22 protein-coding genes are annotated in these 26,215 nt (G+C 72.1%); all 22 read left to right on the top strand.

Annotated elements, in window-relative coordinates; all coding sequences use genetic code 11:
* Window positions 1–2: 2 nt before the first annotated feature.
* The gene (locus ESD82_RS08890) at window positions 3–1,235 is read left to right on the top strand and encodes an NAD(P)/FAD-dependent oxidoreductase (RefSeq protein ID WP_147429325.1); all 1,233 of its coding nucleotides are present in this window, start codon (window positions 3–5) and stop codon (window positions 1,233–1,235) included.
* A gap of 13 nt (window positions 1,236–1,248) precedes the next feature.
* On the top strand, window positions 1,249–1,947 hold the full coding sequence (locus tag ESD82_RS08885) for an SDR family oxidoreductase (protein ID WP_147429326.1): 699 nt from the start codon (window positions 1,249–1,251) through the stop codon (window positions 1,945–1,947).
* 8 nt (window positions 1,948–1,955) lie between these two features.
* Window positions 1,956–3,425: an aldehyde dehydrogenase family protein gene (locus tag ESD82_RS08880; protein WP_147429327.1), complete on the top strand. Its 1,470-nt coding sequence runs from the start codon at window positions 1,956–1,958 to the stop codon at window positions 3,423–3,425.
* Window positions 3,422–4,453: a proline racemase family protein gene (locus ESD82_RS08875; protein ID WP_147429328.1), complete on the top strand. Its 1,032-nt coding sequence runs from the start codon at window positions 3,422–3,424 to the stop codon at window positions 4,451–4,453. Before ESD82_RS08880 ends, ESD82_RS08875 begins: the two co-directional genes overlap by 4 nt.
* Window positions 4,450–5,202: an SDR family NAD(P)-dependent oxidoreductase gene (locus ESD82_RS08870; RefSeq protein WP_147429329.1), complete on the top strand. Its 753-nt coding sequence runs from the start codon at window positions 4,450–4,452 to the stop codon at window positions 5,200–5,202. The genes ESD82_RS08875 and ESD82_RS08870 overlap by 4 nt, the downstream gene beginning before the upstream one ends.
* A gap of 4 nt (window positions 5,203–5,206) precedes the next feature.
* Window positions 5,207–5,959 (top strand): SDR family NAD(P)-dependent oxidoreductase, encoded by a 753-nt coding sequence (locus tag ESD82_RS08865; RefSeq protein WP_074990465.1) that lies wholly within the window; start codon window positions 5,207–5,209, stop codon window positions 5,957–5,959.
* A 651-nt stretch (window positions 5,960–6,610) separates the two neighbouring features.
* Complete coding sequence (locus ESD82_RS08860) at window positions 6,611–8,518, top strand: phage tail sheath family protein (RefSeq protein WP_147429330.1); 1,908 nt, start codon at window positions 6,611–6,613, stop codon at window positions 8,516–8,518.
* A gap of 29 nt (window positions 8,519–8,547) precedes the next feature.
* Window positions 8,548–9,048 (top strand): phage tail protein, encoded by a 501-nt coding sequence (locus ESD82_RS08855; RefSeq protein WP_074990468.1) that lies wholly within the window; start codon window positions 8,548–8,550, stop codon window positions 9,046–9,048.
* Between the two features lie 53 nt (window positions 9,049–9,101).
* Entirely contained in the window at window positions 9,102–9,818 is a 717-nt protein-coding gene (locus ESD82_RS08850) for a hypothetical protein (protein ID WP_143091241.1), read from the top strand.
* Between the two features lie 833 nt (window positions 9,819–10,651).
* A complete protein-coding gene (locus tag ESD82_RS08845; protein WP_123130451.1) occupies window positions 10,652–10,873 on the top strand; it encodes a hypothetical protein in 222 nt (73 codons plus the stop codon).
* A gap of 1 nt (window position 10,874) precedes the next feature.
* Window positions 10,875–12,032: a Pvc16 family protein gene (locus ESD82_RS08840; RefSeq protein WP_074990474.1), complete on the top strand. Its 1,158-nt coding sequence runs from the start codon at window positions 10,875–10,877 to the stop codon at window positions 12,030–12,032.
* Entirely contained in the window at window positions 12,029–13,930 is a 1,902-nt protein-coding gene (locus ESD82_RS08835; RefSeq protein WP_147429331.1) for an ATP-binding protein, read from the top strand. The genes ESD82_RS08840 and ESD82_RS08835 overlap by 4 nt, the downstream gene beginning before the upstream one ends.
* The gene (locus ESD82_RS08830; RefSeq protein ID WP_147429332.1) at window positions 13,927–14,199 is read left to right on the top strand and encodes a hypothetical protein; all 273 of its coding nucleotides are present in this window, start codon (window positions 13,927–13,929) and stop codon (window positions 14,197–14,199) included. Before ESD82_RS08835 ends, ESD82_RS08830 begins: the two co-directional genes overlap by 4 nt.
* Entirely contained in the window at window positions 14,196–14,876 is a 681-nt protein-coding gene (locus tag ESD82_RS08825) for a hypothetical protein (protein WP_147429333.1), read from the top strand. Before ESD82_RS08830 ends, ESD82_RS08825 begins: the two co-directional genes overlap by 4 nt.
* 12 nt (window positions 14,877–14,888) lie before the next feature.
* Window positions 14,889–15,167: a hypothetical protein gene (locus tag ESD82_RS08820; protein ID WP_074990482.1), complete on the top strand. Its 279-nt coding sequence runs from the start codon at window positions 14,889–14,891 to the stop codon at window positions 15,165–15,167.
* A gap of 7 nt (window positions 15,168–15,174) precedes the next feature.
* The gene (locus tag ESD82_RS08815; RefSeq protein WP_147429334.1) at window positions 15,175–16,320 is read left to right on the top strand and encodes a hypothetical protein; all 1,146 of its coding nucleotides are present in this window, start codon (window positions 15,175–15,177) and stop codon (window positions 16,318–16,320) included.
* Window positions 16,317–17,060, top strand: coding sequence for a phage baseplate assembly protein V (locus ESD82_RS08810; RefSeq protein WP_211331229.1), 744 nt, complete (start codon window positions 16,317–16,319; stop codon window positions 17,058–17,060). The genes ESD82_RS08815 and ESD82_RS08810 overlap by 4 nt, the downstream gene beginning before the upstream one ends.
* Before the next feature lie 3 nt (window positions 17,061–17,063).
* Complete coding sequence (locus ESD82_RS08805; protein WP_147429335.1) at window positions 17,064–17,540, top strand: hypothetical protein; 477 nt, start codon at window positions 17,064–17,066, stop codon at window positions 17,538–17,540.
* A gap of 13 nt (window positions 17,541–17,553) precedes the next feature.
* The gene (locus ESD82_RS08800; RefSeq protein WP_147429336.1) at window positions 17,554–17,952 is read left to right on the top strand and encodes a GPW/gp25 family protein; all 399 of its coding nucleotides are present in this window, start codon (window positions 17,554–17,556) and stop codon (window positions 17,950–17,952) included.
* Window positions 17,949–20,381, top strand: a complete 2,433-nt coding sequence (locus tag ESD82_RS08795) for a baseplate J/gp47 family protein (protein ID WP_147429337.1) — start codon at window positions 17,949–17,951, stop codon at window positions 20,379–20,381. The genes ESD82_RS08800 and ESD82_RS08795 overlap by 4 nt, the downstream gene beginning before the upstream one ends.
* A 4-nt stretch (window positions 20,382–20,385) precedes the next feature.
* A complete protein-coding gene (locus ESD82_RS08790) occupies window positions 20,386–22,926 on the top strand; it encodes a baseplate J/gp47 family protein (RefSeq protein WP_147429338.1) in 2,541 nt (846 codons plus the stop codon).
* Window positions 22,923–26,186 carry a phage tail protein gene (locus tag ESD82_RS08785; RefSeq protein ID WP_167521740.1) on the top strand — a complete coding sequence of 1,088 codons (3,264 nt, stop codon included), beginning with the start codon at window positions 22,923–22,925 and terminating at the stop codon, window positions 26,184–26,186. Before ESD82_RS08790 ends, ESD82_RS08785 begins: the two co-directional genes overlap by 4 nt.
* Window positions 26,187–26,215 lie beyond the last annotated feature (29 nt).

The following is a 26,215-nucleotide window of genomic DNA, read 5'->3' as shown; positions in this document are numbered from 1 at the left end:
GCATGGCCACGGTCATCGTCGGCGCGGGCATCATCGGGACAAGCCTTGCCTATGAGCTGCAAAAGCGCGGCCGGCAGGTCATCCTGCTGGACAAGGGCGAGGTCGGGCGCGGCGCCTCCTATGGCAACATGGCCTCGATCGCGGTGACGGAATTCATGCCCGCCTCGCGCCCCTCGGTCTGGAAACAGATCCCCGGCTGGATGCTGGACCCCGAAGGCCCGGTGCGCGTCAGCCCCGCTTACATGCCGAAGCTGATCCCTTGGTTCATGCGCTTCATCGCCGCCTCGCGCCCCTCGAAGCTGCGCCAGCTGGAGGCGCAGGGCGCGGCGCTGTGCTCGCGCGTCTATGACGACCTGCTGCCGCTGCTGCGCGAAACGGGCCTTGAGGGCGAGCTGACCGAGGAAGGCTGCCTGTCGCTTTACAGCGACGAGGCCGAGTTCCGCGCCGACCGCGAGCATATCGAGATCCTCGAACGCTTCGGCTTTCCGCACCGGCGGCTGACCGGCGCCGAGGCGCGCGAACTCGAGCCGGAACTGTCGGACAGCATCGGCATCGCCGTGCTGTTCCCGCAGAACCGCAGCCTGCGCGACCCCTATCGGCTGGTCGTCGCCCTTGCCGACCGCTTCGCCGCGCTTGGCGGCCGCATCGAGCGCGGCGAGGTCGCGGGCTTCGACCGCAGCGACCGCATCACCGCCGTGCGGCTGACGGACGGCCGCACCATTCCTGCCGATGAGGTGGTGATCTGCGCCGGCGCCCATAGCGCGCGGCTCTCGAAACTGCTGGGCGAGCCGATGCCGCTGGAAACCGAGCGCGGCTATCACACCCAGATCATGGCGCCCGGCATCTCGATGCGGCATTCGATCATCTGGCCCGCCCGCGCCTTCATGGTCACGCCCACCGCGGGCGGCATCCGCGTCGGCGGCACGGTCGAGATGGCGGGGCTGGACGCGCCGCCCGACTATCGGCGCAGCAAGATCACCGTGAAGCGCGCGCGCGAGGCGCTGCCGAACCTGCGTTGCGAGGATTTCACCGAATGGATGGGCCACCGGCCGGCCTTCCCCGACACCGTGCCGGTCATGTCGGCCTCGGCCAGGGTGCCGGGCGTGTTCTACGCCACCGGCCACGGCCATCTGGGCGTGACCTATGCCGCGACCAATGCCAGGCTGATGGGCGACCTGATCACCGGGGCGCCCCCGCCCATCGACATGCGCCCCTATCGTATCGACCGTTTCTGAGAAAGGAGATCCCATGACCCAAAAGGTTTGTCTGATCACCGGCGGCGGCCGCGGCATGGGTGCCGCCGTCGCGCGCGAGATGCATGGACGCGGCTACCGCCTGGCGCTGATGTCGCCCTCGGAAAGCTGCGAGGCGCTGGCGGCGGAACTGGGCGGCGTGGCCCGGCGCGGGGTCGCGCAAAGCGCCGAGGACCTGGAGGGCATCGTCGATCTGGCGATGTCCAGCTATGGCCGCATCGACGCGGTGCTGAACCATACCGGCCATCCGCCGAAAGGCGATCTGCTTGAGATCACGGATGAAAACTGGGATCTGGCGAACGACATGATCGTGAAATCGGTCGTCCGCATGGCGCGGCTGGTGACGCCGATCATGCAGGCGCAGGGCGGCGGCTCGATCGTCAACATCACCACCTATGCGGCCTTCGAGCCCTCGCTGTGGTTCCCGGCCTCCTGCGTCTATCGCGCGGGGGTGTCGTCCTTCACCAAGCTTTACGCCGACCGCTACGGGCCGCAAAACATCCGCATGAACTGCCTGCTTCCCGGCTTCACCGACAGCCTGGACGTTGAGAAATTCGGCGACCTGACGGCGCTGAAACGCATCGGCAAGGTCGAGGAACAGGCCAAGGCCGCCGCTTTCCTGCTGACCGACGATTCAAGCTACATCACCGGCCAAAGCCTTCGGGTCGATGGCGGTCTGACCCGGCATATGTGAGGAACAAGATGCAGACCAAGCTCTATATCAATGGCGAATGGGTGGCCCCGGTCGAGGGCGGCACGCTGCCGGTGATCGACCCGGCGACCGAAGAGGTGTTCCACCACATCCCCGCCGCCACCGCCCCCGATGCCGAAATCGCCGTCGCCGCCGCCCGCGAGGCCTTCGACAACGGTCCCTGGCCGCGCCTGACCGGCGCCGAGCGCGCCAAATACCTGCGCGCCATCGCCCAGGGCATCCGCGACCGGCTGCCGGAACTGGCGCATATCGAGACCCGCGACAACGGCAAGCCGCTGCCCGAATCCGAATGGGATCTGAGCGACGCGGCCGGCTGCTTCGACTTCTACGCCGACCTGGCCGAAGAACTGGACGGCGAGGTCGAGGAGGTGAAGCTGGCCGATGACCGCTTCGCCTCGAAGGCAGTGCGCGAGCCGCTGGGCGTCGCGGTCGCCATCGTGCCCTGGAACTATCCGCTGCTGATGGCCTCGTGGAAGGTCGCCCCGGCGCTGGCGGCAGGCTGCACCATGATCCTGAAGCCGGCCGAGACCACCTCGCTGACCGCGCTGGAACTGGGCGCCATCGCCGAGGCGGCCGGCCTGCCCAAGGGCGTGCTGAACATCCTGTCGGGCAAGGGCTCGGTCGTGGGCCAGGCGCTGGTCGAGCATCCGCAGGTCGACAAGGTGGCCTTCACCGGCTCGGGTCCGGTCGGGTCGCGGATCATGGCCACGGGCGCCAAGGACGTGAAGCGCATCAGCCTGGAACTGGGCGGCAAGTCGCCCTTCGTGGTCTTCGCCGACAGCGATATCGAGAAGGCGGTCGAATGGATCATGTTCGGCATCTTCTGGAACCAGGGACAGGTCTGCTCGGCCACCTCGCGCGTGCTGGTCGAGGCGCCGCTTTACCCGCGCCTGCTGGAGCGGCTGGTCGAGGAAGCCGGAAAGATCCGCATCGGCAACGGGCTGGACGAGGGCACCCTGCTTGGCCCGCTGGTCAACAAAAGCCAGTATGAAGACGTGCTGCGCCATATCGACCGCGCCGTCGAACAGGGCGCGACCGTCGCCTGCGGCGGCCGACACAACGGCTTCGACAAGGGTTTCTGGGTGGCGCCGACCGTGCTGACCGACACGGCGCTGGACAGCGACGCCTGGGTCGAGGAGATCTTCGGCCCCGTGGTCTGCATCCGTCCCTTCGACACCGAGGACGAGGCGATCCGGCTGGCCAACGATTCGCGCTTCGGCCTGGCCGCAGCGGTGATGTCCGCCGACGAGGCGCGCTGCGAGCGGGTGGCCCGCGCCTTCCGCGCCGGCATCGTCTGGATCAACTGCAGCCAGCCCACCTTCACCGAGGCGCCTTGGGGCGGCTACAAGCAATCCGGCATCGGCCGCGAACTGGGCCGCTGGGGTCTGGATAACTACCTGGAAACCAAGCAGATCACCAGCTTCGTCAGCGAAGAGCCCTGGGGATGGTATCTGAAATGAATTTCGAGAAATCCCTCGACATCCTGCTGGTGCATTGCCAGGGCGAAAGCGGTAATGTGCTGGTCGGCGGCGCGCCCGAGATTCCGGGCGCCACCATCCTTGACAAGATGAACCATCTCAACGAGGTCGACCCCTCGCTGCGGCTGTTCCTGACGCGCGAGCCGCGGGCGCAAGTGGTCCATACCACCAACCTGCTGCTGGAACCGACCCGGCCCGATGCCGATGCCGCCTTCATCGTGCTGCAACCGGATCGCGCCCACCCCATGTCGGGTTCGAACTGCATCTGCGTGGTGACAGCACTGCTGGAAACCGGCCGGGTCAAGATGGTCGAGCCGGAAACCGTGGTGCGGCTGGACACGGCCGCCGGGCTGATCGTGGCGCGCGCGCAATGCAAGAACGGCCGCTGCCTGTCGGTCAGCCTCGACAACGTGCCGGCCTTCGTCCAGCAGCTTGACGTTCCGGTCTCGACCCCGGAATGGGGCACGATCCAGGCCGACATCGCCTTTGGCGGCGTCTTCTACGCCCAGATCGACGTGGACCAGGTCGGCCTGCGCATCGTCCCCGAGGCCGCCCGCGCCCTGGCCGAGGCCGGGACCGAGATCAAGGCGCTCTTGGCCGAGCAGGTCGCGGTCCAGCACCCCGAGATCGCCAGCCTGAACGAGATCGCCTATGTGATGTTCCGCGACTATCAGCCGGACGGCTCGGTCGTGACCTGCACCACGCTGAAGCCGGGCCGGGTCGACCGCTCGCCCTGCGGCACCGGATCGTCGGCCAACCTGGCGGTGCTGCATGCGCGCGGGCTGGCGAAGACCGGCGACAAGCGGCTGTCGCACAGCATCATCGGCGGCACCTTCACCGCCGAGATCCTGGGCGAGACCACCGTCGGCAACCGGCCCGCCGTCCTGCCCCGCATCACCGGACAGGGCTATGTCTTCGGCCGCCAGCAATTGCGGCTGGATCCGCAGGATCCCTTTGCACAGGGCTTTGCCATGTCGGACACCTGGGGCCCGCAGGTGGCCGAGCTGTGACGCTGTCCGGACAATCCATCCTGGTCACCGGCGCCACCGGCGCCATCGGCCGGGCGATCTGCCATGCGCTGGTCGCCGAGGGGGCGCGCGTCGTCATCCATTACGGCCGCAATCGCGATGCGGCCGAGGCGCTGCTGGCCGCGCTGGACGGTCGGGGCTGGTGCCTTTCGGCCGACCTGTCCGACCCGGCCGCGCCGCAGGCGCTGTGGGATCGGGCCGTGGCAGCGGCCGGCCGGCTGACCGGGCTGGTCAACAATGCCGGCATCCGCTCCGAAGTCGCGGTGGACGCGCCGATGGGCGAATGGCAGCGGGTCTGGGCGCAGGAGATGCGGGTGAATTTCCTGTCGGCCGTGGACCTGTCGAAGCTGGCGATCCTGCATTTCCGGCAAAATGGCGGCGGGCGCATCGTCAACATGGCCAGCCGCGCCGGACAGCGCGGCTATGCCTCGAATGCCATGGCCTATGGCGCCTCCAAGGCCGCGCTGATCAACCTGACCAAATCCATCGCGCAAAGCCACGGCCACGAAGGCGTGACCGCGGTCGCTCTGGCGCCCGGCTGGGTGCGCACCGAGATGGCCGAGGCCTATATCGCCCAGCATGGCGAGGCGGCGGCGCTGGCCGGCATCCCCATCGCCCGCATGGCCGCGCCCGAGGAAATCGGCGAAATCACCGCCTTTGCCTTCCGTCCCTCGCAAGCCTCGCTGAATGGCGCGGTGCTGGATGTGAACGGCGGCAGCTACCTGAGGTAACGCCATGCGTTTCAATGATAAAACCGTCATCGTCACCGGCGCCGCAGGCGGCATCGGCGGGGCGATCAGCGCCCGCTTCGCCGCTGAGGGCGCGCAGGTCGTCGTCACCGACGTGAACGCCGAAGGCGCCGAGGCGACCGTGGCCGCAATCCTGGCGCAAGGCGGCAAGGCCCGCGCGCTGGCCAGCGACATCGCGCAGCCCGAAGGCTGTCGGGCGATCGTCGAGAACGTCATCGCCACCGAGGGCGCCATCGACGTGCTATGCAACAATGCCGGCATCAACCGGCGCGGCAACCTGCTGGCGCTGACGCCCGAGGACTGGCGGCTGTCCTTTGCCATCAATGTCGATGCGATGTTCCACCTGTGCCAGGCTGCATTGCCGCACATGATCGCGGCGGGCGGCGGCGCCATCGTCAACACCGCCTCGCAATGGGGGCTTTACCCGGCACCGAACCATATCGCCTACAACGTGACCAAGGCGGCGGTGGCGAGCTTTACCCAGAACCTGGCCCGCGACTATGCGCCCCAGAAGATCCGCGTGAACGCCGTCTGTCCGGGCGAGATCCACACGCCGATGCTGGAGGCGGGGGTCAAGCGCGCGGGCCGCACCATCGCCGACCTGGACAGGCTGGTGCCCTTCGGCCGCATCGGCAAGCCCGAGGAAGTGGCGGCGCTGGTTGCCTTCCTGGCCTCGGACGAGGCCGCCTTCATGTGCGGATCGCTGGTCGAGATCACCGGCGCGCAGGCCGTCGCCTGAAGGCAGGCCGGCCGCAGAGGTACCGGCCAAGGCAAGGGCCGAACGCGCCCGGACCGCCCGGATACGGGGCCGGCGGCCTTCGCGCCGAACCCGCAGCGGTGACGGAAGCCCGAGGAGGATTTCGGGATTTCCGCCCCGGCGGCGGAAACCCGAATGCACCCGCGGGGCCTGACGCGGACCGGCCTCGATGCACCCGCGATGCACCCGCAGCGGCCCTCGCGGCAAAGGCAACGCCATGCCGAGGCCTGTCCCGCCGGCGATCATCGCCCTTGCCGCCTGTCTTGCCATGCCCGCCCTGCCGGACCCATGCCGACCCACGCCGGGGCTTGACAGAATCGGGCCTTGAGCTATCGTAATCGTGATAATGGGCGGTGAATGACACCCTCCGCCATTCTGGGGCCTCACCCCGAAAACGACAGGATATGAAGTGCTTCGGCCGCTCCGGTTATCGGAGGCCCGGGCCGATCACGCTTCCGGCAAGCGCCGGCCGGAAGAACCGCTTTTCAGGCGCCCGGCTCCTGGGTCGGAAAGCAAGGCCGGACAATCGAATGTCTCTGGGTCGGGAACGGCGCGGACAGGCGGAGAGGCAGTCTCCGCTTCTGAATATTCTGTCCCCGGACCGCTGCCGACAAGCAGCGAGGATCATGCATCATGACTACGCCTCTCACGCCGGGGGTCTATGTTCGCGAGGCGCCCGGCGGCGCGCGCGCGATCGAGGCCGCGCCGACCGCCGTCACCATCCTTGTCGGCGAAACCGAGCGCGGCCCGACCGGCCCGACGCCGGTTTCGTCGGAAATCCAGTTCCAGCGCATCTTCGGCGGCTATTTCCGCAACGAAGGCGACAGCGGGACGGCGCGGCTGTTGCTGCCCTATGCGATCAAGGGATTTTTCGAGAATGGCGGCCCGCGCGCCTATGTCCTGCGCCTTGCCGCCGGCGTCGGCAACACGCCCGCCACCGTGGCCAGCCTGCCCGTCGATGCCGAACGCGCGATCACCGTCAGCGACGCGGGCGGGGCGGCGGCGCGGATCATCCAGGCCCGCGCCCCCGCTGCCAACGAGCAGATCCAGGTCGTCATCGCCAATGCGACCGACGGGGATGCGGCGCATTTCAATCTGACGGTCCGCGTCTCGACCAACAATGGCACGAGCTTCGCGAACCGCGCCACCAATCCGACGCTGACCAACCTCACGACCGTCGACGGCGATCCCGACAATGTCATCACGCGGCTGGCGGCGGATCCCGACATCCGCTGGTCGGGCCCGGCGATCCGGCCCGTCAACATGCCCGCCGGCCCCGCGGGCATCCTGCTGGGCGCGGGCGGCACGACCGCCGGCTCGACCCTGCGGGCGCGGGGCGCCGGGGCCTGGGGCAACGCGCTGCGCGTGGCCATCGCCGACAGCACCGATGCCGACACCGCCCGCTTCAACCTCGTCGTCTTCTACCGCCCCGTCGGAGAGGCGAACTTTGCCGAGGTCGAGCGGTTCGAGGGCCTGTCCCCCGACCCGGCGGACGAGAAATACATGCTGGACCAGCTTGCCCGCTCGGCCTACCTGGCCTGGGCCGATGTCGAGCCGCCCGTCGCTTTCCGCCCGCGCAACCAGGGGACGCTGACCGGCACCACGCCAGGCACGGCGCTGGCCGGGGGCACCGGCGGCAATGCCACCTTCCCCGCGGCCGGCTACGGCGCGGCGCTGAGCGCGCTGGACGGGATCGACGATGCGGCGCTGATCGTCTGCGCCTCGGACGGGCTGCTGAGCGCAACGACCAACGCGCAGCATGCCGGCTTTGTCAATGCCGTGCTGGCCTATGTCGAGGCGCGCCCGCAGCGCGACCTGTTCCTGGTCGCGGATGCGCCGCGCTCGACCGCGGCCGAGGATCCCGTCGGCAATGCGGTGGACCAGGCGCGCAACGGTATCACCGGCTCGGATTTCCGGGCGCTCTACTGGCCGCGCATCGTGGTGCCCGATCCCGCGGGGCTTGGCCGCGATCCGGTCCGCGCGATCCCCGCGGCGGGCCATATCGCGGGACTCTACGGGCGCACCGACGGCCGGCGCGGCGTCTGGAAGGTGGCGGCGGGGCTGGAGGCGGCGCTGGCGGGCACGGTGGGCCTGGATTTCCAGGTGCTGGACCGCGACCAGGACCGCATGAACCCGCACGGGCTCAATGCACTGCGCACGGTGCCGGGCGCGGGCCGCGTGGTCTGGGGCGCGCGCACCGGGCGACCGACGACGGAATGGCGCTATATCAACGTCCGGCGCACCGCGATGTTCCTGCGCAAGTCGATCTTCAACGGCATCCAATGGGCCGTGTTCGAGGGCAATGACGAACGCCTCTGGGCTGCGCTGCGCGCCAGCATCGGCGCCTTCATGGAAGCGCAGTTCCGCAACGGCGCCTTTGCCGGGGCGACGAGCCGCGAGGCCTATTTCGTCAAATGCGACAGCGATACCACCACGCCGGACGACCAGGCGGCGGGGATCGTCAATGTCCAGGTCGGCTTCGCGCCGCTGCGTCCGGCCGAATTCGTCATCGTAACACTCAGCCAGATGACCCGCCGCTAGGCGCGGGCTGATCGGAAAGGAGGCAGCCCATGCCGATGTTCAACGTGAACGCCCATCGCATCGACCCCTACAAGAACTTCCGCTTCCGGGTGACATGGGACGGGCGGGTCGTCGCCGCGCTGTCCAAGATGTCGGCGGTCAAGAAGACGACCGAGGCGATCGAATGGCGCGTGGCCGCCGATGCCGGGATCGTGCGCAAGATGCCCGGACGCACCAAGTTCGAGCCGGTGACCTTCGAATCCGGCCTGACCCATGACCGGCAGTTCCTGGAATGGGCCAACCAGGTCAACAACCCCCAGGGCGAAGCGGCCAACAGCCTGGTGAACTATCGCAAATCCGTCCGGGTCGAGGTGCTGAACATGCAGGGCGTCCCGGTCATGGCCTTCAACCTGATGCGGGCCTGGGCCAGCGAATTCCAGGCCTTGCCGGAAATGGACGCCAATGCCAACGCGGTCGCGATCCAGACGCTGAAGGTCGAATACGAGAATTTCGTCCTCGACGAGGCCGTGACCGAGCCCGCCGAAACCTGACCGCCCTCGGGCAGCCGGGCCACCCGAACCGACCGCCGGGAAAGGAGCAAGCCGTGCGCGCTTTGACGGGACAGGATGAGATCGCCTTCCACGCCCCCACGGGCGGGCCCCACGGGCGGCTGGCCGCGCTGGCCGCCGCGGTCGAGGGCCGCGGGATCGAGGCGCTGTCGGCCCTGACCCTGCCCGAATGGGAAAAGGCGCTGCTGGCCCTGCGCCGCGCCCTGATCGGGCCGCGCATCGAATCCGAAACCGATTGCACCGGCTGCGGCGCCGGCAACGCGCTGGCCTTTTCTACCGACGACCTGCCGCGCGAGCCCGCGGCACCCCTGCCGCTGGACGGCGTGCCGCTGCGGCCCCTGCGGCTTGGCAACCTCATCTCACTGGAAAGGCGGGGGCTTCACGGAGAGGCGGCGCTGGTCGCGCTGCTTTCCGCGGCGGCGGGTTTGGAGCCCGCCCAGGCCGAGGCGCGCCTGGCCGATCCCGACCGCGAAACCGTCGTTGCCGCGCTGGAAAGCGCGGTGGCCGGGCTGGGGCTGGAGATCGGCACCGCCTGCACGGATTGCGGCGCGGCGCTGGTCCTGCCGCTGGATGTCGCCGAATTCCTCGACTCCGAGTTACGCAGCCGCGCGGCAACGCTGCTGGACGAGATCCACCTGATCGCGATGAGCTATCACTGGTCCGAGGCCGAGATCCTCGCCCTGCCAGTCTCGCGCCGGCAGGACTATCTGCGCCGCATCCTTGCCGCGCGGGCGCTGACGGAGGAACCGTGATGCGTGCGCCCAGGCTGACATCGCTGGTCGGTCCCGTCGCCGGAACAAGCGATCCCCAGCCCCGGCTGCGCCCCGCCACCGGGCCGCAACTGGCACCCGAGCCCGCGGCGATCCCCCCAGTCGAACAGGCCGCGCCCCTGCCCCCGGTGCCGGCCCCCTTGGCGACGCGCGCGCCCGCGCCACCGCCACCCGCGCCCCGGCCGACACCGCAACCCAAGCCTGCCGCAGCGCGGCCCAGGGCGGCAAAGGGAAACACGGCATCGCCGCCCGGCCGCAAGCCGGAACCGAAAGGGGGCGCGGCATCGGCAAGGCCGCCCCTGGCCACCGCCCGGGCCGAGCCGGCGCCGCAACCGCGTCCGCACCGACCCGCAGCCAGGTCCGAGGCCGTGCTGCCCAAGGCCCGGCCACCCGAGCCGGCGCCGCCCGCGCCCCGGCTCCGCCGCGGCAACCCACCGACCGCCCTCACCTCGCGGGTGGCGCTGAAGGGCTTTCGCCACTCTGCCCCGCCAAGCCCGCAGCCGCCGCGACACCCCGCCTCGGCCCCCGCCTCCATCCCGGCCCCCGCCCCGGCGAAAGCGCCGAGCCTGCCCGCCGACCCCGAGCGCCTTGCCGCGACGGCCGAACGGCTGCGGTTGCGCGCGCCTGGTGCGCCCGAACCGGCACGGCCCTCGCCCCTGCCCCTGGCGCGGAAACCCGCCCCGAAGCCTGCCGCGCCGCAGCCCGTATCCGGCGCCGCGCCGCGCGCCGCCAGGGCCGCCGCGGCCAAGCCCGCGGACCCCCCCGCACAGCCCCGGCCGAAACCCGCGGCGCCGGCGGCCGAAAAACCGCGCGCGATGCCTGCCGGCCCCGCGCTGCGTCCCGCCCGCCAGCCCGAAACGCCGCTTCCCGCCGCGCCGCCCAAGGCGGGGCCGCAGGTCCGCATCCGCATCGGCGCGCTGACCGTCGTCACGCGCAACCCCGGCGAACGGCCTGCGGCGGCGCGCAAGACGCTGCTTGCCAAGCCGGCCCGGCGCGCGCCGCGCGGCCATTCCATCCCTCGCCCGGGCGGAGGCTGAGATGGCACGCTTCGTCAACCTGCACGATGCCGGCCGCGCCCTGGCCGCCCATCTGAAGGCCGGGATCGCCCCGCTGCTGGCCGATATTGCCGCAGGCCCGCCGATCGAGAACGCCGCCGCACAGGGCGAGGCGATCCGGGTATCGCTGCTGTGGGTGACGCCGCAGCCCACGCATCGCAACGACGAATGGTTCATCGGCGACGACGGCCAGCGCCGCCCGCCGCCGCTGTCGCTTTCGGCCTTCTTCGTCATCACCGCCTATGGCACCTCGCCCGCCGGCGAGCCGGTGCAGGCGATCAACCGGCTGGGCCAGGCGCTGCAGGCCATCGAGACCGATCCCGTCATCGAATTGCCGATCCCCGCCTCGGCCGATATCGACCCGGTGCAGGGCGAGGGACGGATGACGGCGACGCTGGTCCCGGTCGCCGCGGACCTGATGGAAAAGATATTCACGCCCCTGCAGATGCGCCACCGGCCCTGGGCGCTGGTCGAGCTGGGGCCGGTGCAGCTGGAACGGCTGACCCTGCCGCTGCCCGCCCCCGATATCGTCGCGCCGGGCGGCGTGCGGCTGGCCGGGCCGCGGCCGATCACCCGGCCCGCGATCATCGGCGCCCTGCCCGACCCGCTTGGCGCGGGCCGCCGCCTGCGCATCGAGACGGCCGAGGCGGCGAATGCGACCGAGCTGCGCCTGGGCCCGCACAGCTTCGCCCTGGCCGACCCGCCGCTCGGCCCCGGCCAGATCGCCCGGCCCGACACCCTGGGCCGCATCTTCGTCACCTGCCCGCCGGGGGCCGATCCGGGCGCGCTGGACATCGTACTGGTCTCGCCCGAGGGCGGCTCGGAACGGCACCCCCTGTCCGTCACCGCCGGCCGGCCCGCGCTGGATGCCCCCGCGGCGCCGCTGGCGCCCGGCGCGGACCTGGTGCTGACCGGCAGCGACCTTGCCGGGGCCGCGCAGGTGTTTTTGTGGCCCGCGCGCGGCATCCTGTCGCCGCTCGAGGTGATCGAGCTTGCGCCCACGTCAGCGACGCCCGCGCAGGTGGTGGTGGCCCGCGCCGCGCTAGACGCGGCGGGGCTGCGCGCCATTCCCATGCTGGCGGCGCTGCGCATGGGCCCGAACCGCTTCACCCCCGCCGTGCCCATCGAGGTGGCGCCATGACCGCGATGGGGATCGGCGCGGCAGGCGGCAGGCCCGCCGACTGGATGCGCGAGGCGGCGCTGCTGGCCGTCGCCCATCACCTCGGCGACGCCGAAACGGGATACGACCCGCGCGCGGGCTGGCCCGAGCATGCCGAGGACTGGCGGCCGCTGGCCCGGCGCGCCGCCGAACTGCCGCTGTCGGTGGCGGGCTGGATCGAGGCCGCCGCCCTCGCGGCGGAACGCTTCCCCGACGCCGCCGCCGCCTTTTCCATCCTGGCCGACAATGCCGGCCTGCACCTGCCGACCCCCGCGGTCTTTGCCCGGATCGCGGTGGCCGGGCTGGGCCTTGGCCATGACGCGGCGCTGGCCGCCGCGCTGGTCGCGCCCCAGGACAACCCCCGCCTGGAACTGGCCCAGCCGCCGGGCGCATGCCTGCCCTCGGCACAATGGGGCCTGCGCCTGACGCCCGAAGGGCTGGCCCGCAGCTTCCGCGGCCAGCCCCGCATGCAGGGCGATTTCATCCCGGCCAGCCACCGCCCGGTCATGCTGCGCCCCGCCCGCGCCGCGGCCCGCATCCTGGCCGCCGACGGAACCCTGTGGCTGCGCAGCCCGTCGCGACGCATGACGCTGCAACTGGCCGCGGACCTTGCCGCGCTCATGCCGGCGCGTGGCTTCGACCTGGTCGCGCTTCGCCCCGGCGAGCCGTTGCCCCTGCCCGACGACGACGCCCCGCCGCTGGTCGTCGACCTGTTCGCGCTGGAGACGCCGCCGCGCATTCCCGCGCGGCAGGGCTCGGGCGCGCTGGTGCTGCTGGCCCCCGACCGGTTCGACGCCGGGCGGCTGCGCGCGGTCGATGCGCCGCCCTTTACCCCGGCCGAGGCGCGCGCGGCATGGGATGCCGCCGGCATCGACGCGGCCATCGCCGATGCGCTCGCGCCGCGCTTCCAGTTGACGCTGGCCGAGCTTCTTGCCGCGCGGCACGAGGCGGAAATCCTAGGCAGCCTGGCCGACGATGCGCCGGGCGACCGGCCCGATGCCGCACGTTTCGCCGCCGCGATCCGCGCGGCGGGCGCGCGGCGCATGGGCCCCTTCGTCACCAATGTCCGGTCCGAGGTGACGCTGGACGACCTTGTCGCCGGCAGGGAAATCCGCAGCCGCCTGGCCGATGCCATCGCCTGGCGCGAGGCGCAACGGCGGGTCTGGACCGACATGGGCGTGCCCGTGGATGCGGGGGAATCCCAAGGGCTGGCGCTGCTGTTTTCCGGCCCGCCGGGCGGCGGCAAGACCTTTGCCGCGCGCTGCCTTGCCAATGCGCTTGGCCTGAACCTCTATCGCACCGACTTGTCGCAGGTCGTCTCGAAATACATCGGCGAGACGGAAAAGAACCTCTCGCGCATCTTCGACGATGCCGAGGCGGGCCACGGCATCCTGTTCTTCGACGAGGCGGACGCCGTCTTCGGCAAGCGCTCAGAGGTCAAGGACGCCCATGACCGCTATGCCAATATCGAGGTCGGCTTCCTGCTGCAAAGGCTGGAGACCTTTGCCGGCATCGTCGTGCTGGCGACGAACCTGCGCGCCAACCTGGACCCCGCCTTCACCCGGCGGATGCAGTTCGTCATCGACTTTCCCATGCCGCAAAAGGCCGAGCGCGAACAGCTGTGGCGCCGCAACCTGCCGCGGCCCGGCTGGTGCGAGGACGGGCTGGACATCGCCATGCTGGCCGAACGGTTCCGCTTTGCCGGCGGCAATATCCGCAACGCCGCCGTCGCCGCGGCCCATCTGGCCGCCGCCGAGAACGCCCCGCTGGCCCCGCGCCACCTTGCCCGCGCCGTCATCCGCGAGCTGGAGAAGTCCGGGCTGCCGAGGGGGGCCGACGATCTTGGCCCCCTGGCCCGCTGGCTGGAGGAGGCGCAATGAACACCGCGGCTGACCTGGTCATCGACATCGGCGAAATCAGCGTCGAAAGCGCCTCGCCCGAGGATGCCGCCCGCCTGCGCGCCGTGATCGAGCGTGCCCTGGCCGAGGCCGCGCGCAGCCTCGCCGGGCTGACGGCGGGCACCGGGGCCCTGGGCGACCTGCGGCTGGACCTGGGCGGGGTCCGCGACCTGCTGGCCCCCGGTGCCGAGGCCGCGCTGGCGCGCAGGCTGGAAATCGCGATCCGCGCCGCATGGGAGGCCGCAAGATGAGCGACGTGATCAATTTCACCCAGGGCGCCTTCGCCGTCTACGATCCCGACGACACCGCCGTCATGTCCAGCTTCATCCCCTTCCGCTTCAACCCTGAATCGCTGACCCGCCAGTTGCAGCTGGAACAGGCGCAGGGGGCCGAGGGCGGGGCCGAACCCGGCGCCCAGGGTGCGGGCGGCAGCAGCGGCGAACAGGGGGCCGACGCCTCGTCCGGCACGCTCAAGGAAAGCTTTTCGGTGGTGCTGCGCTTCGACCTGGCCGACCGGGTCGAGGCGCATTCCTCGCTGCCGGTGGAATTCGGCGTGCTGCCGGAAATCTCGGCGCTGGAGGAACTGCTCTATCCCGTCGAAAGCGAGACCGAGGCGCCCTCGGACGGCAGCGAGCCGGTGCGCGCCCGCGGCCGCCGCCCGATCGTGCTGTTCATCTGGGGCGAAAGGCGCGTCGTGCCGGTCAAGATCACCGGCATGGCGATCGCCGAGACCTTCTTCAACGGCAAGCTCTATCCCGTCCGCGCCGAGATCGAGGTCGGGCTGGAGGTGCTGGGCGAGGTCGAGGCCCGCGACAACACCCGCGTCCAGTCCTCGCTGAACTTCACCGCCGCGAACCGCCGCAAGATGGCGCGGCTCTATCTGGACACGACCGCCGACCAGGGCACCAGCATCAACCTGCCGCAATAGGGGAAACCAGCGATGGCCGTCGACAAGAACAGCCGTTACGCGAAATCCGGCCGGGTGGCCTGGATGCGGGCAGACGGCTCGCGGGTCGAGCTGATCGGCCCGACCCCGCGCCCCGCCCGCGCCGCGATCTTTGCCGCCATGGCCACCGACACCGACCGGCTGGATACGCTGGCCACCCGCTATTACCGCGATCCGCTGAAGCTGTGGCGCATCGCCGATGCCTCGGCTGCGCTCGATCCTTTCGACGCGGTGGTACCGGGCATGCCGGTGCAGATCCCCCCGGACAAGTGAGGACGCCATGGCCACGCCGCGCTTTTCCATCGAGATCGACGGAACCCGGCTTCCGGGGGCGCTGCTTGGCCGGATCGGCGCGCTGGAACTGACCGAGGCGGACAATGCGCCCGCGCGCCTGGCGCTGCGGATCGGGCTGCGGCAGGGGGCGGACGGCACCTATGACGTGCTGGACGACGGCCCCTTGGAGCCGGGCGCCGAGATCCGCCTGACCCTGGCCGCGCCGGGCGGGACCGACCAGGTGATGTTTTCCGGCTATCTCTCGCATCTGCGCCCGCATTTCGAGGAACCCGAGGCCAATTCCTGGCTGGAGGTGCTGGCCGCCGACGCCGCCATGCTGATGGCCGCGGAGGAGCGGGTGGCAAGCTATCGCGATGCCGGCGATTCCGATGCCGCGCGCGAGATCGCCGGCCGCTACGGCTTGCAGTTCGAGGCACAGGACACCGATGCCAAGCTGGCCGCCGACGACATGCTGCTGATCCAGCGCGCCGACGACTGGTCGTTCCTGCGCCACCTGGCGGCGCGCAACGGCTTCGTCACCTATCTGGAGCCCGATCCCGTCTCGGGCCAGCCGACCTGCCATTTCCATCCGCGCGACCTGGCCGGCCAGCCGCAGGCCGACCTGACCATCCTGCGCGAGAATGCCAACCTGGACTGGATCGACTTCGCCGCCAGCCTCGAGCGCCCGGAAAGGCGCCTGGCCCATGGCATCGACGCGGTGGCCAAGCGCATGGTCAGGGCCGACGGCGATGCCCAGGACGAGCTGTTGGGGCAGGCGCTGTTCGCCGCCGAGGCCGCCCAGGGGCTGGCCCGCGCCGGCGCCACCGGCTCGGTCCGCTTCCTGCGCGGCGCGCTGCCCCGCGATGCGGCGATGGGCGCCCATGCCCGCGGGCGCGGGGTGCGGGATCACCTGGCGATCGAGGCGCGGGGCCAGCTTGACCCCGCGCGCTATCGCGGCCTGCTGCGGGCGCATCGCACCGCGCTGATCAAGGGCGTCGGCGACCGGCTCAGCGGCACCTGGTATATCCGCGAGGTCACGACCGAGATGGTCGAGGGCGCGCTGGTGCAGCGTTTCTCGGCGCTGTCCAACGCCCTGGGCCGGCGCGGCGGCGAGAGCTTCGGGCAATCGGCGGAAGAGGAGCCCCCGGCATGAGCGGCAACGGACCAAGGACGGATTTCGGACGGATGCTGGCGGCAGAAGGGTTGTCCTCCGACTTGCTGCGCGCGCTGGCCGCGCTGGTGGGCGAGGCCGGGCGGCCCGCCTTCTACGGCAAATACGCCGGCATCGTCACCGACCGCGACGACCCCAGGAAGATCGCCCGCATCCGCGCCCGCGTCCCCGAAGTCCTGGGCGAGGACCAGGAAACGGGCTGGGCACTGCCCTGCCTGCCCTGGGGCGGCGGCCACAACCGCGGCTTCTTCGCCCTGCCCGAGGTCGGCGACACCGTCTGGATCGAATTCGAGGCCGGCGACCCGATGCGCCCGATCTGGGCCGGCACCTTCTGGGGCGCGCCCGAAAGCAGCGGCGGGCAGGACGACCTGGGAACCGAGACCGGCACCGAGGCGCCCGAGGGGCCCGACGGCCCCGCCGCCCCCGGCCTGGTCATCCTGCGCACCAGGGCTGGCCATGTCATCAGCCTGGACGACGACGGCGAGGTCGTCGTCATCGCCGAAGCCTCGGGCGCCGAGCTGCGCATCTCGGGGCAGGGAGAGATCACCATCACCGCCGACACGATCAAGCTGGGGGCCAATGCCTCGGAATCGCTGATCCTCGGCGACGCCTTCATGCAGCTTTTCAACAGCCACACCCATCCGACCGGCGTCGGCCCCTCGGGGCCACCGGCCCAGCCGATGGGCTCCAGCCATCTCAGCCAGGTTTCGAAGACGGAATAGACCATGCCGCTTGTCCCCGCCGCCCTTTCGCAATCGCTTCAGTCGCAATGGTTGCCGCGCGACGAGAACGGCGATTTCAAGGACGACGCCGCGGCCTCGGCGCAGGCCCTGGCGGGTGCGATCGCCGACTGGTTCGGCATGGCGATGGCGGCGGGCATTCCCTGCGCGACGGCGGCGGCGCGCAAGGGCCAGTTGCAGGCGCAACTGGTCCCCGTGCTGCAATCGGGCGCGGCGGCGGGGGCGGGCCAGGGGATCGCGCTGGCCTTCATGGCCTATGTCGCCGGCCAGTCCTTCGGCCCCGGCGTGGCCGCGCCGCCCGTCACGACCCCGGCCGCGGGGGCGGCGATCACGGCGGCCCTGTCCGACACCGGCGCCGCGCAATCCTCGCGCGCCGACCAGATCGCGGCGGCGCTGCATGCCCAGGCCCTGTCCGCGATCGTGACCTTTCCGCCGCCCATGCCCCCCGCGCCCGTCACCTGAAAGGAGAGACAGGATGGCCGCCCGACATATCGCCGATCCCTTCGCCCTTGGCCCGCCGCTGGTGCGCGCCGGCACCCGGCTGCGCCGCGAGGGGCTGGCCGAGACCCAGGATGCGCATGTCCATGTCCGCGACCGCATCATGGCGGTGCTGTTCACCCGCCCGGCCGAGCGCGTCATGCGCCCGCGCTTCGGCGCCGGGCTGGATGCGCAGGTGTTCCAGAACATCTCTCCGCTGGCGCTTTCGGCCATCGAATACCGCATCCGCGAAAGCCTCGACGCGGTTTTCGCCGGCGAGGTCACGCTGGAGGATCTGACCGTCGAGGATGGCGGCGACGAGGGGACGGTGCTGGTCTCGATCGACTACGCCCTGCGCGCCGACCGCAGGCCCCACCGCCTGGAGGTGGTGCTATGAGCGAGGCGGGCGCCTTCGGACTGCAATGGGGCGAGGCCGAGATCGGGCCCGGCTGGCAGGGGATCGCGGCGCTGAGCTTTTCCGAACCGCCGCCGCCGGGCTTTGCCGTGGCCCTGTCGGTGCGGCTCGCCAAGCCCGCTGCGGGCCTCGCGCCCCAGGACATCGCCGTCACCGCGCCGGGCGGCCAGCCGCTGGAGGCCGAGGTGATGCCGGTCGCCGATGGCGACGTCGAGATCACCATCCGCTTCGCCCAGCAGGGACCGCGCGGCCAGACCCGCGTGCGGCTGCTCTCGGGCGGGGACGACCCGCTCGATCCGTTCTTCGCCGAGGCGGGCTTCGATTTCTTCGTCGCCTGCCCGGCGGGCGATTGCCGCGAACCCGCCGCGCCGCCCCCGCCGCCGGGGGTGCAGCCCGCCATCGACCTTGCGACCAAGGACTTCACCGGCTTCCTTGCGGTGATGCAGAGCTGGGCCGCCGCCACCGATCCGAACTGGGCCGGCACCAACCCCGCCTCGACCGAGGCGATGCTGGTCGAACTGCTGGCCCATCATGCCGAGATGCTGTCGCTGCACCAGGACCGCGTCGCGCAAGAGGCCTTCGTCGACACCGCGCGCGAGCGGCTTTCGCTCAGCCGCCATGCCGCCGCGCTCGGCCTGGCGCTGGACGAGGGCGGCTCGGCCCTTGCCGTGGTCGCCGTGGACCTGCCGCCCGGCCGGGCGGGTTTCCTGCCTGCGGGCACCCGCTTCGTGCGCGAAGAGGGCATGGGCCGGATCACCGCCACCTTCACCAGCCAGGCCCCCGCCATGCTGGACGCCGCCTGGAACGCCGGGCTGCAGCGCGATGCCGACCGGGGCCTGCTGCGGCTGGCGGCATGGCCCGGCGCGCCCGATGCGATCCTGCCCGCCGGCGCACGCGAATTGCTGCTGTGGGGCGGGGGCGCGCGTCTGCTGCCGGGCCAGCGCATCGCGCTGGTCCAGGGCCGTGCCGCCCATGTCACCCGGATCGCCGCCCTCTCCGAGATCAGCCAGCCGGGCTGGGCCGCCGATCCCTCGGACCCCGCCCACACGCTGCCGCGCGAACTGACGCGGCTGGAACTGGCCGAGCCGCTGCCCCTGCCCTTCCGGCCCTGGTCGGACCCCGAGGGCGCGCCACTGCTGATCACCGCGAACCTGGTCGAGGCGATTCACGGCGACCCCGCCAGCGCCGCGAACGAGGAAGGCGCGGCAATGGGCCTGGGCGCCGGCCGGCAGGACATCGTCACCGCAACCGACCTGCTGACCGGAGCGGTCACGATCCGCGCGCTCAGGACGCCGCAGCCGCAGGTGCTGACGGACGGGGACGGCCGCCCCTCGGTCCGGCTGCATGTCGGGGCCGAGGCATGGGACTGGCAGCCGACGCTGATGAACTCGGCCGGCTTCGACCGCCATTTCACCACCGAGACGGAAGAGGACGGCGCGGTCTGGCTGATGTTCGGCGACGGCAATCGCGGCCGGGCGCTGCCCCTGCCGCCGGGGTCGGGGCCGCGGGCGCTGGCGAACCAGCCCGCGCATCAGCGCATAAGGCTGGACTGGCGGCAGGGCGATGCCGAGGCTGGAAACCTGGGCGCCTTCGCCCTGACCGGGACGCGCCCGCCGGGCGGCGGCGATGCCGGTGCGGCGGCGGATTTCGCGGCGCTGGCGCCGGTCGCCGCAACGAACCTGCTGCCGGCGACGGGCGGTCGGGCACGGGTCTCGACCGCCGTCGCCCGCGACCTGATCCCGGAATCGATCCGCAACCCCGCCCGCGCCCGCTGCGTCACCGCCGAGGATTACGCCCGCGCGGCCGAGGATATCCCCGGCGTTGCCCGCGCCGCCGCGAAACCGCTGGGCGGGGTGTTCAACACCATCATGGTCCTTTGCGCCCCCGACCAGGGCGACCGGCTGGACGCCGCGACGGCGGCCGCGGTGCAGGCCCATCTCGACGCCCTGCGCATGGCGGGGCGCGAGCATGTGCTGGGCGCCCCGGATTATGTCGCGCTGGACCTGCATCTTGTCGTCTGCCCGCGGGCGGGCGCCGGCGCCGCCGCGATCCGCCGCGCCCTGCGCGAGGCGCTGGCGCCGGGCAGCGCGGCGCGACCGGGCTTCTTCCACCCCGCGCGCCGGGGCTTCGGCGATTCCATCCTGCTGTCCGAACTGCTGGCCGCCGCCGCCCGCGTGCCCGGCGTGGGCGCGGTCAAGGCCGCGACCTTCCGCCCGCTGCGCCGCGCCGGCGCGCCCGCCGTCTCGGCGGTGATCGAACTGGGCCCGACCGAGATCGCGCAATTCTCCGGCGACGAGGCACGGCCCGAGCGCGGCCGGCTGACCGTCACCGTCATGGGCACCGACACGCCGCCGCCCGGCCAGGGCTTCGTCGTGGCCGGACCCGCCCCCGAACCCGCAAGCACGGGGTAAAGCCATGTCGCGCCCGCCGATCCATCGTCCCAGCCCCTCACCCCGCGGCACCGACCGCTATTTCGGGCCCGATTTCAACGAACTGGTCGCGCTGGCCGAAACCCTTGCCCGCGACGGCCACGGCATCGAGATCCCGGCCAAGGGGCGCGGCCTTGCCCGCACGCTGATCGAACTGCCCGCGCTGGTCGCCCATATCCTGGGCGAGCATCAGGGGCTTTATGCACGCGAGGCCAGCCTCGGCTCGGCCCGGCTGGCCGAGAACCTGACCCGCCATGCCCGCAAGCTGGCCTACAGCCCCGGCCCCGGCGCGGCGGCGACCGGGCTTGCGGCCTTTACCGTCAAGCCCGGCCTGTCGGGCAGCCTGCCGCAGGGCTTCGCCTTGCAGACCTCGCCCCTGGGCGAGGCCAGGGCGCAGACCTTCGAGACGCTGGCCGAGGCACAGGTCGACGCGCAATGGAACGCCATCCGCCCCGCCGAGGCCGAGATCCCGGACCCCGTCCAGGCCATGGACGGGCAGCTGACGCTGCTCCTGGAAAGGCGCCACGGGCTAAGCAAGGACGAGATCGTGCTGCTGGAAGGGGCGCGGGGTACCGGCGTCTTTCGCGTCGCCGACGCGATGGAGGGCAGCAGGCCGCCGCAGATCGCGCTGCGGCACATCGGCGGCCATCCCTTTGCCGAGCCCGGCACCGGCGCGGATTGGCAGGCCGGCTATCGCCTCCTGGCCCGGCCCCGCCATGATGCGCGCCTGTTCGGCTGGAACGCTCCGGCGGCGCTCTGGCCGGCCGAGGCGCTGGCCGCGGCCAAGCCCTATGTCGGCCCGTCGACCACGCAGCCCACCGGGACGACCGCCTTCGGCTACGCCGCGCCCGCCGCGCCGGGCGATGCGCTGCTGCTTGCGGAAACGCTGAAACAGGCACCCGCGCCCGGCGACAGGGCCGTCCTGCTTTTCCCCGACCGGGCCGAGGTCTATTGGCTGGAAACCCTGGCCGAGACGGCCGTGACCTTCCTGCGCGGCGAGGTGATCGAACAGCCCAAGGTCACGAGTTCGACCGATGCGGCGGGCGCGACCGCAGTATCGGTCACCACCGAAAAGACCGTCGCCGAAACCGCGCTTTCGGGCCGGGCGACGACACTGGGGCTGGCGATGCTCTCGCCCGGCCGGCCGCCGCGATCATGGACGGATTTTCCCCTGGACGCCCATGTCCTGACCGGCTGGGCCGAGATGCCGGGGCTTCTGCCCGCCATCCCGAACCCGGCGCCGCTTCAGCCCGAATTCGCGGTCGCGGCGGACCTCTCCGCCATGCGCCCCGGCCGCCCGGCGATCCTGCGCCGCATCTCGACCGGCGAGGCGCGCGAAGCCAGCTTCGCCGCGATCAAGCCGCCGCCCGCCGCCGGCGGGGGCTGGACCCTGCAGATCGAGGTGCCGGGCGGTTTCCCCGCGGATTGGCCGATGGGCGATGTCGAGGTACTGGGCAATGTCGTCCGCGTCAGCCACGGCGAGGCAAAACAGGACATCCTGGGCGGTTCGGACGGGGTGACGCCGCATCAGGAATTTGCGCTGAAGAACGCCCCCGTCACCCGCCTGCCCGGCGCGCTCGGCAGCCGCATGGCGCTGGAGGTGCGCGTGGACGGCGTGCTGTGGGATCTGGTCCCGGACTTTCATGATGCCGGCCCCGACGACCGGGTCCATCTGGCCCAGACCGACGCGGCGGGCGAGGTCCGCATCCGCTTCGGCGGCGAGGGGCGGGGCGCGATCCCGCCCTCGGGACGGCGCAATGTCACCGCCGCCTATCGCACCGGGCTGGGAGCGGCGGGCAATACCGGCGCCGGGCGGCTCAGCCGCATCCGCAAAGCCTCGCCCTTGATCGGGGCGGTGACGAACCCCCTGCCCATCGCCGGCGGCGCCGATCCCGCCGGCGCCGAGGACATCGCCCGGCAGGCGGTGCGCCCGGTCCGGGTCTTCGACCGCGCCGTCTCGATCGAGGATCACGCCGACCTGGCGCTGCTTTTCCCCGGCATCAGCCGCGCCTCGGCCCGCTGGCGCGACGGCGTGGGGATCGAGCTTGTCGCCGCCGATGCCGAGGGCAACGGCCCCGCCGATCTTGCCGGGTTCACCGCCTTCCTGGATGCGCGCCGCGATACCGGGCAGGCGCTGGTCGTCGCCGCCCCGCAGGCGGTGGACATCGCGCTGGCCCTGCGGATCGAACGCGACCGCGCCTGGCTGGCCGAGGCCGCACGGCACGAGGCCGAGGCGCTGCTGCTGGGCGGGGGCGACCTGCCGGGGCTGTTCAGCTTTGCCGGGCGCGAACTCTCGGCGCCGCAATCGCTGTCGGGCCTTTACGCGCGGCTGCTGGAGCGGCCCGGCATCGCCGCGGTGCTGGCGACGCGCTACCGGCTGGCCCAGCCCGCGGCGGGCACGGCCGAGGTCGCCGACATCATCCACGCCAGCACCCGGCAATGGCTGCGGCTGAAGCCCTCGGCGCTGGAGATCCAGGTGCTGGAACCGGGCGCATTGGGCCGCCTGCAACAGGGGGGCGCGCCATGAGCTATCCCTATGACCGCGACCACCTGAACCGCACGCGCGACCTGCTCTATGCGCTGATCCCCGAATATTACAAGCGCCGCGACCGGGCCGCCGCGCTGGCCGAGCCGCCCGAGCCCGCCGAGCTTCTGGCCATGGTCGAGGCGCTTGCCGCCCCCCTGGCCGCCCTGCGCCAATCGGTCGAGGAACTCCATGCCGACCTGTTCATCGAAAGCGCGGGCGAAGAGATGCTGCCCGTGCTGGCCGCCTCGATCGGGCTGGATCTGGTCTTTCGCGATCCAGACGCGAACCGCCGCAACCTGGGCGCGGCGATGGGCTGGCGGCGGCGCAAGGGCACGCCCGCGATGCTCGAGGAAATGGCGCGGGTGCTGTGCGACCGCCAGGTGGCGCTGCGCGAGGGCTGGAAGGCGGTGATGCTGACACAGGATCTGAACCTGCTGCGCCGCGAACGGGTGATGGCCGACCTGCGCCCGGCCTCGGTCGCCGACCGCGCGTCGGGGCCCTTGGCGGGGTTGATGCGGCTGTTCGACCCACGCCCCATCGGTCCCGATTCGGGCCATGTCCATCCGCGCCACCTGGTCCATTGGGCCTTTCCGACGCAGCTTCACCCCCTGCGCCGGGCAGCCTGCCACGAACTGCCCGCCGGCGCGGGGGACCGCCGCTTCGCCTTCGACCCGGACAACGCCTGGCGGCCGCTGCGCGTGCGCGCCTCGGGTTTCGACGACCGCCCCGGCACCGACCGCGTGCCCGACGGGCTGTTTGCCGAGGAACCCGGCGCCTGGTTCGGGCGCGAGGGGCGCTTCGCCGTGCGGTTGACCGGGGTTCCCGCCGCCGCGGTCCGCCCCGGCGCACCCGTCCCGCGCAATGCCAGGCGCGACCCGGCCGACAATATCCTGGGCCGCAGCCCCGCCGTGCTGGGCCTGATCGACGCCGACACCCGGCGCTATTCCGGCCCGGTCGAGATCGCGCTGGTCTCGGCCCCGCTTGCCGGCAACCTGCCCGACCTGGCGCTGGCGGAACTGCGCGGGCAGATCACCGTCGGCCCGGCGGGCCAGGCGGGAACCGCAGCGGGCGCCGGCGATGTCCCTGACAGCCATGCCATGCTGCTGCGCCTGCGCCCCGAGGCCCCCGCCGCCAGCCGCATGATCGGCGCGACGGTGATCGAGGTCGCGGGCAGCGCGCCCTCGGCCGGCCGCGCCGCGGCGGTGGCCGAGCTGGCGCTGGCCGGCTATCGGCGCGGCGCACTGTATCTGCGCATCCCCGAACAGCGGATCAGCGGCGAACGGCTCTACTGGATCGGCGCCGACGGCGCGCTGCACGACCCCCTGCCGCTGGCGGCGGGCGCGCTGCCCGGCCGGGCGCTGGCCTCGGCCCCCGTCGGACCGGCCTGGCCCGAGGCCGAGGGCACCGCCGAGCGCGCACCCTTCGCCCCGGCGCTGGCCGCGCCGGCCGCCGCGCCGGCCGTGCTGCATGGCGGGACCGTGCTGCGCGCGAACGGCCTGTTGCCGGCGACCCCCGCCACCCGCTGCGCGCTGGTTTTCGCGCTGTCCTTTTTCGCCGGCCAGCGCCGCTTCGCCCCGATGCTGCGGCTGGACTGGACCGGCCCCGACCCGCGCAGCGCCAGTTGGTCGGCGGTGGGTGCGGACGGCGTGCCGCTGGCCGCCGCGGCCCTGCCGGCGCGCTTCGGCGAACTGGGCGGGATCCTGGCCGCGGGGCCCTCGGACCTTGCCCTGTCGCTGCGCTTCGAATCCAGCCTGAACGGCGCGATCATGACCCCGGCCGAGATCGCCTTCACCGCCTATGACGGCAGCGCGGTGCTGATCCACCTGCCCGAACTCATCGCCTCGGACACGGCCGAGACGGCGCCGGACGGCAGCGCCTTCTGGCCGCGCGGCCCGTTGCTGGCCCGGCACAGCGTGGCGGTCCAGGCGGGCGCGGACGGCTCGACCTGGCTTGCGGGCACGACGACGCCGATGCGGCGCAGCCTGGGCGATGCCGCGCCTCTGCCCGGCCCGGTGGCGATCCGGCGGCGCGAGGCGGGCTGGCGCCGGCTGTGCCCGTGGCAAAGCGAATCCGGCCCCGACGTGCTGGAACCGACCCGGCCGGGCCGGCTGGACATCGACCCGCGCTTTGGCCTGTTCGCGATGAACGCAGACGACGGCATCGTGCCGCATCCGCCCGCGGCCGGCATCGCCGCGCCGGATCCGGTCACGGTCGACCTGCAAGAGGGCGCGACCATGCCCATGGGCGCCTTGCCCCTGGACCACCGCCGCTGGCTGGGCCTGCGCCCGGCGCCGACGCGGCTGGTCTCGGCATCGGGGCACCTTGGCAGCGGCGCCGCGCCCGACCTGCTGGGCCTGCCGCTGCACCGCACGGTCGCGGCGGCGCTGGCGGCGGCGGGCGCCGGCCAGCCCGAAGAGATCATCGAGATCGTCGATTCCGGCTTCTACCCGGCCGAGGCGCTGGCCTGGCCCGCCGGCCCCGCCCGGCTGGAACTGCGCGCCGCGCCCTTCGAGCGGCCGGTGATCCAGGTCGCCTCCTCGGTGCCCGGCGCGGCCAGCTATGACAGCCTTGCGCTTGGCGGCATCGCCCTGACCCGGACGGGCGCGGGCGGCATGACGCTGGAACTGCCCCCGGCGCAGCAGGTCTTCCTGGGCTTCCTGGGCGTGCTGCGCGCCGACCTTACCTTGCGGCTGCGGCTGTTCGAGGCCGCGGGGGTCGAGCGTGCGACGATCCGGCGCTGCATCCTCGGCCCGCTGCTGGTCGATGAGCCGGGCGAGATCGACATCGCCGATTCTATCGTCGCGGCGGCCGAGGACATCCAGCCGGCGCTGACCGCGCCGCTGGCACGGCTGGCCAGCGAACGCACCACCCTGCTGGGCCGGGTCGAGGTGGGCCAGGCCCAGCTTTCCGACACCATCGCCGCCGGGCTGCTGCTGGCGCATGAACGCTTTCGCGGCTGCCTGCGCTATTCGTTGGTCGGCCCCGGCAGCCAGACCCCGCGCCGCCATCGCGTGCTGGAAACCGACCCCGTGACCGGCCAGCCGATCCGCCCGCCCTTCGCAAGCCGGGAACGCCGCGACCCGGCCTTCCTGCGGCTGGATGCGCAGGGCGACGGGCGGGTGCTGGCCGGCGCTTCGGACGGGGGCGAGATCGGCGCCTTCAACGCCGCAAGGCTGGGCGAACTTTACGCGGGGCTGGAGCGGCGGCTGGCCGAGCATACGCCGGCCGGGCTCGGGACAGGAATCGTGGCGCGGGCCTGACAGGGGGCCCGGCCAGACGGGAACGACAG

It is taken from the genome of Paracoccus pantotrophus, assembly GCF_008824185.1.
GTDB classification, from domain to species: domain Bacteria; phylum Pseudomonadota; class Alphaproteobacteria; order Rhodobacterales; family Rhodobacteraceae; genus Paracoccus; species Paracoccus pantotrophus.
Note: the sequence above shows the minus strand (reverse complement) of the source record. Positions and strands in the feature narration are given on the sequence as shown.

Bases quoted from the DNA above. Each gene is read 5' to 3' on its own strand.
- ESD82_RS08890 (WP_147429325.1), top strand. From the start codon at position 3: ATGGCCACGGTCATCGTCGGCGCGGGCATCATCGGGACAAGCCTTGCC.
- ESD82_RS08885 (WP_147429326.1), top strand. From the start codon at position 1,249: ATGACCCAAAAGGTTTGTCTGATCACCGGCGGCGGCCGCGGCATGGGT.
- ESD82_RS08880 (WP_147429327.1), top strand. From the start codon at position 1,956: ATGCAGACCAAGCTCTATATCAATGGCGAATGGGTGGCCCCGGTCGAG.
- ESD82_RS08875 (WP_147429328.1), top strand. From the start codon at position 3,422: ATGAATTTCGAGAAATCCCTCGACATCCTGCTGGTGCATTGCCAGGGC.
- ESD82_RS08865 (WP_074990465.1), top strand. From the start codon at position 5,207: ATGCGTTTCAATGATAAAACCGTCATCGTCACCGGCGCCGCAGGCGGC.
- ESD82_RS08860 (WP_147429330.1), top strand. From the start codon at position 6,611: ATGACTACGCCTCTCACGCCGGGGGTCTATGTTCGCGAGGCGCCCGGC.
- ESD82_RS08855 (WP_074990468.1), top strand. From the start codon at position 8,548: ATGCCGATGTTCAACGTGAACGCCCATCGCATCGACCCCTACAAGAAC.
- ESD82_RS08845 (WP_123130451.1), top strand. From the start codon at position 10,652: ATGCCTGCCGGCCCCGCGCTGCGTCCCGCCCGCCAGCCCGAAACGCCG.
- ESD82_RS08840 (WP_074990474.1), top strand. From the start codon at position 10,875: ATGGCACGCTTCGTCAACCTGCACGATGCCGGCCGCGCCCTGGCCGCC.
- ESD82_RS08835 (WP_147429331.1), top strand. From the start codon at position 12,029: ATGACCGCGATGGGGATCGGCGCGGCAGGCGGCAGGCCCGCCGACTGG.
- ESD82_RS08830 (WP_147429332.1), top strand. From the start codon at position 13,927: ATGAACACCGCGGCTGACCTGGTCATCGACATCGGCGAAATCAGCGTC.
- ESD82_RS08825 (WP_147429333.1), top strand. From the start codon at position 14,196: ATGAGCGACGTGATCAATTTCACCCAGGGCGCCTTCGCCGTCTACGAT.
- ESD82_RS08820 (WP_074990482.1), top strand. From the start codon at position 14,889: ATGGCCGTCGACAAGAACAGCCGTTACGCGAAATCCGGCCGGGTGGCC.
- ESD82_RS08815 (WP_147429334.1), top strand. From the start codon at position 15,175: ATGGCCACGCCGCGCTTTTCCATCGAGATCGACGGAACCCGGCTTCCG.
- ESD82_RS08810 (WP_211331229.1), top strand. From the start codon at position 16,317: ATGAGCGGCAACGGACCAAGGACGGATTTCGGACGGATGCTGGCGGCA.
- ESD82_RS08805 (WP_147429335.1), top strand. From the start codon at position 17,064: ATGCCGCTTGTCCCCGCCGCCCTTTCGCAATCGCTTCAGTCGCAATGG.
- ESD82_RS08800 (WP_147429336.1), top strand. From the start codon at position 17,554: ATGGCCGCCCGACATATCGCCGATCCCTTCGCCCTTGGCCCGCCGCTG.
- ESD82_RS08795 (WP_147429337.1), top strand. From the start codon at position 17,949: ATGAGCGAGGCGGGCGCCTTCGGACTGCAATGGGGCGAGGCCGAGATC.
- ESD82_RS08790 (WP_147429338.1), top strand. From the start codon at position 20,386: ATGTCGCGCCCGCCGATCCATCGTCCCAGCCCCTCACCCCGCGGCACC.
- ESD82_RS08785 (WP_167521740.1), top strand. From the start codon at position 22,923: ATGAGCTATCCCTATGACCGCGACCACCTGAACCGCACGCGCGACCTG.